4 protein-coding genes are annotated in these 8512 nt (G+C 36.0%); 1 reads left to right on the top strand and 3 read right to left on the bottom strand.

From position 1 onward, the window contains the following. Window positions 1-454: 454 nt before the first annotated feature. The 3 genes from EK417_RS00720 to EK417_RS00710 all read right to left on the bottom strand — a co-directional run bounded on the left by EK417_RS00720 (window position 455) and on the right by EK417_RS00710 (window position 7240). Entirely contained in the window at window positions 455-2110 is a 1656-nt protein-coding gene (locus tag EK417_RS00720) for a SusD/RagB family nutrient-binding outer membrane lipoprotein (protein ID WP_076597130.1), read from the bottom strand. A gap of 22 nt (window positions 2111-2132) precedes the next feature. Then, the gene (locus tag EK417_RS00715; RefSeq protein ID WP_136521069.1) at window positions 2133-5273 is read right to left on the bottom strand and encodes a SusC/RagA family TonB-linked outer membrane protein; all 3141 of its coding nucleotides are present in this window, start codon (window positions 5271-5273) and stop codon (window positions 2133-2135) included. 338 nt (window positions 5274-5611) lie between these two features. Continuing rightward, window positions 5612-7240, bottom strand: a complete 1629-nt coding sequence (locus EK417_RS00710) for an acyl-CoA carboxylase subunit beta (RefSeq protein ID WP_076597131.1) — start codon at window positions 7238-7240, stop codon at window positions 5612-5614. Between the two features lie 387 nt (window positions 7241-7627). Here EK417_RS00710 and EK417_RS00705 point away from each other — a divergent pair, with 387 nt between their 5' ends. Then, complete coding sequence (locus EK417_RS00705; protein WP_076597132.1) at window positions 7628-8506, top strand: DMT family transporter; 879 nt, start codon at window positions 7628-7630, stop codon at window positions 8504-8506. The last annotated feature ends 6 nt before the right edge of the window (window positions 8507-8512 follow it).

Raw genomic sequence — 8512 nt, 5'->3', positions numbered from 1 at the left:
CTTATGATGGACAGTATACACTCCAGTTGTCACTCCATAGGAGTCTGAACAATCTATTTTATATTCTGTAACAAAATATAAGCTTCTAATAAACAAGCCTGGATTCCTGCGGAATGACACAGTAGAAAGAAGCGGCGCAAGTGAAACAATTAAATAAAGAATTTATACATACCCTTTGGAATCCTTAAAATTCATTATTCATTACCCAACTCCAAAGTTATAGTCGTATAAGGATCCAATAGCCTAAGATTATGAAGATTGTAAGTTATGGCGGATCAGATCCTTAGTACGACAATAAATTGTAAAGATCCTATTGCTAATCAATAAATTTTATTGGTTTAGGTGGTCTTTCAATTAGTTAAATAGTTATGAAGATTGTATAATGTGTTTTTTATAGAGTACAAATAGAAAAATTTTTTTTAAATTAACTTTTCTCTAATTGTTGGCAGTACATTTATTTCTTATCCCACCATATACGGCCTTGTATATCACTTTCACTGGCTCCAAATTCAGGATCCTGTTTCATTTGCTCCAATGCTTTCTTTTGATTTTGATAATTCAGATTATCTTTTGAAGGAGTGGGAAGAACAATTCTTCTAGGCATTATTAATAGAATTCCGGCTTCACTGATTGGATTTTCCAGCTTAAGAGCAGTTGAAATATTAGGTATTCCGGTTCTTTTGATCAAGGACCATACTTCATTAGGCTGTTTAAAATAATTTAAATATTCCTGAATGATAATCTGTTCCAATGCCAATGACGGTGTAAATTTAATCTGTGCTTCATTGAGATAAGCTATAATATCAGCATCACTCGCTATTTTGTAATCATCTACCAGTGCTTCTTTGGCAATATAGTTATAGGTTTCAATAGACGCTCTGATTCCTTGTTCGTAAAGATCTTTTGTATTACCCGGAATAAGATTTCTTGCTGTAAGTTCTGCTTTCAACAGAGAATAATCTGCGTAGGTAAGAATTGGGAATATAGCATTTCCTGTTCCAATAATACCTTTTGAAGTATTTTCCGGCCTCCAGATTCTATATTGCAATCTGGAAATCGTATCATAATTTACGCCATTTAATAATCTTTTTGCTGAAGTATAATAACGGCTCATATCGGCTGAAACCATATTGGGGCTTACTGGGCCGCCAACATAACGCTGATTTTCCATAGTGGCTTTCATTTTACCGGCAGCTACAAGTTTATTTATATTTTCTTGGGAATAATCATTCTGCTGAAAAAAGATAGATATTCTGGGATCTTTATTTTCGTTCATGAAATCAACCATAGGCTTTGAGGCAGACATTCCTACAGGATTAAAATTACCATGCTCTGTAAATCTTCTGGCGCGTAAAAGGAAGCTTGATGCTGTACTGCTAATCTCATCCCTTGATAAAACCTGTGCAGCAATGGCGGTCAGTTTGGCTGGATTTCTTTTCATAAGCCTTGATGCAATTTTCAATCTTAACGAATTGGCAACCCTTTTCCATTTGCTTATATCTCCGTTAAAAAACAGATCTTTGTCTCCGGGGTTTATCTGTACAGATTGATCTGCGCTTTGTATGGCCGTATAAACATCATTCAGCTGTTTGTCAAAAACATCATATAATTGTTCCTGTGTTTCAAATACCGGAGTCTGTGTACCTCCATAGCGTGCCTGAAAAGCTTCTGTATAGGCCATGCTTCCATTCACATCTGTTACATACCATGCATAATAAACTTTTAAAATTGTGGCAATGCTTTTGATGTTCACGTATTTTTTTTGTTCTTCAGCGGGCATATGATCTATTTTATAAATGATGTCTGTAAGTAAAGCACCATGATCTCCATAAAAAATATCTTTCCTCTGATTCATGTTGGAACCGTCACTCATAAACTGTGAAGAATTACCCGTACTGGGAACCAGGGTCTGGGTCCATGGCATAATTCTACGGTAATAATCGTAATAGTATTCGAAACTCGCATTATATCCTTTCATAATGGCTAAAGGAAGAAGTTCTTCAGGGGTAGCATTTATTTGATCTACAGGATTGGTATTAATCTCAGCAAAATCGCGTGTACAGGATATGAAAAAGAGAAGTGGTAAAATAAGTATAAGTATTTTTTTCATTTTTGATTATTTTTTATAATATTTAGAATGAGAAATCCAGATTAAATCCAAAATATCTGGACATAGGAGAGCCTCCATATTCCGCAAAGCTGCCTGCACTGTTGGAATATTTTCCTTCAGGGTTTATTCCATCCGGTAATTTATTATAAATATAAAATAGGTTCCTGCCTATAAGGGATAGGTTCAGGGTATTTACTCCAAGAGATTTGATCATTTCAGGTTTAAAGGAATAGGTAAGGCGTGCTTCACGTAGGGAGACCCATGTATTTTCAAATATAGCCTGCTCCCTTATGCCATTTCCCCATGAGGCTAATCTGTTGTAGTAGGAAGATGTTTTTACTGGGTTGATCCACCCTTTTTCATAAGCTTCCTGATAAGTCATACCGCTTACATCTCTGGTGACTCCTTGTTTATCCTTTATGATAGAATTTTGGCCAAATACTCCATCAGGAATTACCCCATATTGAGTGTTGCCCTGTGAATCAATATATTTGATTCCTCCTCTTTCCTCATCCCTGTACTTTAATGTGGATGAAAGGTTGCCAAACTGAACACCATAATTGTAGGTTGCAGAAAGAATATCACCACCTACTCTTGCATCTATCAGTACACTTAAAGATAAGTTTTTATATTTGAAAGTGTTTCTGAAGCTGGCTAAAAAATCAGGAGTTAATTTCCCTACTGTAGTATATTCCTGATTTTGGTAGGAATTTGACCTCAGATAAGAACCATCAGCTTTAAGAACTTTCATTCCGTTTCTGGGATCATCAATTTTATTACCATTCGCATCCAGTGCCTGATATCTGGCATAGGCATATTGGGTTTGTATCAAACCATATTGTTGGCCAGGTATTGCTATACTTTTTACATCAGTACCCATACCCCAGTTTAATACATATTCAGTAACACCGGGATACAGCTCAATAAGTTTATCCCTGTTTTGAGAGAATGTAACTGTGGTATTCCATTTGAAGTTGGGAAGTTTTACCGGAATGGCGTTCACAACTACCTCTATACCTTGGTTTTGCAGATTTCCGGCGTTAATCTGCTGCTGGCGGAGTCCTGATTCTTGCGGTAAGGAAAGAGTTAACAGCTGATTGGTTGTATTGGTTTTATAAAAGGAAACATCAAAATCCAGCCGGTTACTGAAGAAAGACATATTTAATCCAAATTCTACAGATCTGCTCAATTCATTTTTTAAATTTAAATTCGCAAGCGAGTTACTATTGAAGCCAACTAACGGAATGCGGGTTCCATCGGGGGAATTGTAAGCTAAAGGATCAGGTCTGTAGTAAAGGCCGGAGCTTGTGTTGTATGGTGAAGTATCTCTTCCAACCCATGCCAGACTTCCTCTAAGGCTTCCGGAATTTATCCAATTTGGAAGTTTAAAAGAATTGGAAAATATCCAGTTTCCCACAAACGAAGGATAAAAATAGCTTATACTTCCATGTCCATCAGGATATGCCAGTGTGGAAGACCAGTCATTACGGCCTGTGATATCAATGAACAGCTGGTCTTTCCATCCGAAATTAGCAAAAGCGTACAGGCCCTGAATTCTTTTTGGGGACTGATTACCATCAGTATAATAGACCTCACTTTCTGCCGGATCTATTGAGTTCTGGATCTGGAAAACGCCCGGAGAATTAAGTCCTCCATTAGTCCATTGCCTTGTGGCTTTGTATTTGGATCTGAAATCTTCTCCACCAACAGATGCATTAAGGGTAAGATTTTCCGACAATTTGAAGTTGGCATTCAATAAAAATTTCGTAGTATACTGTTCCTTTCTTCCTTCCAAAATACTATAGCCACCGCCATTAAATCCTGGGCTTTCTCCAAGTATTTTAGATTCATTCAGAAAATTATAATTATTGAAGTTGCCGGTTATCATTAAGTTTAACCAGTCTGTTAGCTGGGATTTTAGTTCGATCCTGCCTATATAATTGTTTTCTTTCTGGGTTCTTGTATTCTGGAAAATATTAAAATAAGTAGATGCCATACCGTAAGGATCTGCATTGTCTAGTTTCATTCCTCCATTTACAGGATCCATATAATTGCTTTTCCAATAAACCGCATCAAAACTTCTGGGAGTGCCATAGATAAAGCTGAAGAGCGGACTTTCATTTCCTCCCTGAGGTACGGGGTTCTGCCCGAAAGACCGGTTATAGTTGAAACTTGCATCTACCTGCAAATATTTACTAAACTGATGGGTTCCACGGATAAAATAGGCATTTTTGATAAACTTATTACGGGGAAGAATACCGTCTGCTTCCTGATTGGTATAATTGAATAAAATAGTAGATTTTTTATTTCCTCCTGAGAGTTCAAATGAGTTTTTACGATCAAACCCTACCTGATAAATATTCTTATAGTTATTCGGCTGGGGATTCCACAGAATGGTCCTGCCATCAATATCCTGTACTGGTTTTCCGTCAAATTTTGGCCCGTAGCTATAAAAAAAATTGTTTGGATCGATAAAACGGTTTCCGTCAGCATCCGTTGAAAAACTGGGTCCAATACCGGCGCCAAATTCATTCTGAAACCTGGGACCGCCATAGACATGCTGTGTAGTAAGAGAAGAATTTATCCTGACACTCAATCCATTTGTTCCTTTTCCTTTCTTGGTTGTAATGACAATAACCCCGTTAGCAGCCCGTGAGCCATAAAGAGCAGATGCAGCAGCTCCTCTTAATACGGAAACGGATTCAAAAACATCTGAGTTCAGGTTTTTCATTTCATTACCGAAATCATAACCCGCACCCCAGGAGTCCGCACCCGTTACTCCATTGTCAATAACTACTCCATCAACTACTATCAGAGGCTGATTATTGTTGCCTAATGATGTATTTCCCCGGATCTGAATCCTGGCACTGGACTGCGGGCCTCCGGAGCCTGCCGTAATTTCTACACCCGGAAGTTTACCCTGAAGGGCTTCCATAGGATTAACGACACCAGCCTGGGTAATGTCTTTGGTTTCTACTTTGGTAATGGCGTAGCCTAGTTTTCTCTGATCTCTTTTGATCCCAAGTGCAGTAACAACAACTTCATCAATTTGTTTATTCTTTATAGAATCTTTCTTCGCATTTTGACCGCTTAGGTGGTTTGTACTCAATAGAAAACAAAAAACGCCAACAGCCAAGGGATGTCTTGTATTTAATTGTTTCATTTTGTTCATCATTTGCTTATTGCAATATATAAAAAAAATATAGTACAATAGCACAAATGCAAATGTAACGTATTGATTGTCAGTATTTATTGAGTTGTGTTTTTCTTTTCAATGCTGATTTTAATGTATAATTTTCTGTAATTATCAATATTAAAAATATAAAAAATGATCATATACTATTATCTGTAAATTTTATTTTTTTACTTTTTATATGATATAAGCTTTTGTCTATTAGATATGAGGCTGTAAATTATTTATTGTCAATTTATTTAATACGTATGAAAAATCCCTTACCAATATGATAAGGGATTAATTTATTGAAAAGGATAACAATTATATCATACCTGTATGACTCCAAGATTGAACTTCTCAGTGATAGGAGAATGATTAGCAGCTTCAATTCCCATAGAAATCCATTTTCTTGTGTCGGCAGGATTGATGATTGCATCTGTCCATAATCTTGCTGCTGCGTAGGTGGATTCAGTCTGTTTCTGATATTTCTTTGAAATGGTATCCAGAATTTCGTTGTGCTCTTCTTCTGAGATTTCTTTTCCTTGCTTTTTTAAGGTAGATTCCTGAATCTGAGCCAGTACTTTGGCAGCCTGTGCACCTCCCATTACCGCTAAATCTGCCCACGGCCATGCAACAATTAATCTTGGGTCATAAGCTTTTCCGCACATTGCATAGTTTCCTGCTCCATAAGAGTTGCCTGTAATGATCGTAAATTTAGGAACTACAGAGTTGGAAACCGCATTTACCATTTTAGCTCCGTCTTTAATAATACCGCCATGTTCTGATTTTGAACCTACCATAAATCCGGTAACATCCTGTAAGAAAATTAAAGGGATTTTTCTTTGATTACAATTTGCAATAAATCGGGTTGCTTTATCTGCGGAATCAGAGTAGATCACTCCTCCGAACTGCATTTCTCCTTTACCGCTTTTAACAAGCTTTCTCTGATTGGCTACAATTCCTACAGACCAGCCGTCCACTCTTGCTGTTGCGCAGATAATACTTTTACCATAGTCTGGTTTATATTCATCATACTCGGAGTTATCCACAATACACTTGATAATTTCATAGGTATCGTATTGTTCAGCTCTTGAAACCGGCATAATTCCGAAAATATTTTCAGGATTTTCTCTTGGCGGGAAACTTTCTATTCTGTCAAAACCTGCTTTTTCAGTAGTTCCTACAGATTTCATGATGGTTTTGATTCTGTTCAGAGCATCTTTATCATCTTTGGCTTTATAATCCGTAACACCTGAAATAGAGCAGTGGGTAGTTGCTCCACCCAATGTTTCATTATCAATACTTTCTCCGATAGCGGCCTTTACCAGATAACTTCCTGCAAGGAAAATAGAGCCTGTTTTATCCACAATCATAGCTTCGTCGCTCATGATGGGAAGATAGGCGCCGCCGGCTACACAACTTCCCATAACAGCTGATATCTGGATGATTCCCATGGAACTCATTTTAGCATTGTTTCTGAAAATTCTTCCAAAATGCTCTTTATCCGGAAATATCTCATCCTGCATAGGTAGATAAACTCCTGCAGAGTCTACCAGATAAATGATTGGAAGTTTGTTTTCCATAGCAATTTCCTGTGCTCTCAGGTTTTTCTTTCCTGTGATAGGAAACCAGGCACCGGCTTTTACAGAAGCATCATTAGCAACAATAATACACTGTCTTCCGGAAACGTAGCCAATAACCACTACAACACCTCCGCTAGGGCATCCTCCATGCTCCTGATACATTTCGTATCCTGCAAATGCTCCAATTTCTATGGAATCTGAATCTTTATCGAGAAGATAATCTATTCTTTCTCTTGCTGTCATTTTTCCTTCATCACGAAGCTTTTGAAGCCTCTTCTCACCACCACCTTTTTTAATTTCGGTGAGTAAGCGATTTATTTCAGATAATTTTAATCTGTTCTGATCTTCTCGTTTATTGAATTCGATGTCCATAAAATTTTCAATTTTTTACGCTTAAAGATACTATTTTTATGAGGAATATAAATTGGAAGTAAAACAGATGTTTAATTATTTGGTTTCTAGTAAATTGTGAAATTTTTAACTAAAAAATATTTTTAAATAATTTATATTTTTTCTAACTTTACACTAGAGTAACAGAGATGGTATTCTCTGCAAAATACTCTAAGTTCCTAGTTTATTTTTTTAATAGTTTATTATTTGAAGGCCCTGAAAGTTTAACAAATTTTCAGGGTTTTTTTGGGCAGTGTAGTTATTATTTTAATTTCTTTTAACTTTTTTTAGATTAAAATTATCTTTTTATCAATATTTTGCGTTTGCTATTTGTAAATTTGCACGTTAAAAATTTAAAGGGGTTAGGTTATGCATAAATTGGCACTTTTCAGGTTGCATTTAATAGTTTTTTTATGGGGGTTCACTGCAATTTTAGGAAAATTGATTCAAGCCAATGCCCAGATCCTTGTATTTTACAGAATGTTGTTTGCTTCTATCTTTCTGTATGTATTTATCAGGTTTTTTAAAAAAGAAAGCATAAAGGTTTCTAAAAAAATATTTTTTCAGCTGGCGGCAATAGGTTTTGCCATGGCACTCCATTGGTATTGCTTTTTTTATTCTATTAAAGTTTCCAATGTTTCTATTGCGCTAAGCTGTCTTTCCTTATCTACACTTTTTGCCTCCATTCTGGAACCTGTTATTTTTAAAAGAAAGATTGATGTATCTGAAGTGGTAATGGGAAGTGTTATCGTAGCTTGTATATTATTGATCTTTAAGACAGAGTTTCATTTTAAAGAAGGCATTATTTATGGAATTCTGAGTGCTGTATTCGGTACTGTTTTTTCTGTTTTTAATGGTAAGATGTTTGGGAAAACAAGTTCTGGAAACATAATTTTTTATGAAATCTTCTGTGGTTGGTTTATTTTAATGATATTTTATTTGCTTTCGGGGCAAATTTTTCAGATGAACGAAATAAACTATAGTGATCTGGCGTTAATATGCTTGTTAGCCAGTGTTTTTACTGCTTTTCCAATGCTGGAATCTGTTAATTTAATGAAATATATATCACCTTTTACGTTAATTTTAACAGTTAATTTAGAGCCGGTCTACGGAATTATACTAGCTTTTTTTATCTTTGGGGAATCAGAACATATGAGCCCGATATTTTATGTCGCTTCAGGTGTTATGATACTGGCAATCATTGCAAATGGATTAATAAAAGCCAGAAAAACTAAAAACTTAAACTAAGCATCA

It is taken from the genome of Chryseobacterium candidae, assembly GCF_004916905.1.
In the GTDB taxonomy this organism is placed as follows: domain Bacteria; phylum Bacteroidota; class Bacteroidia; order Flavobacteriales; family Weeksellaceae; genus Chryseobacterium; species Chryseobacterium candidae.
Note: the sequence above shows the minus strand (reverse complement) of the source record. Positions and strands in the feature narration are given on the sequence as shown.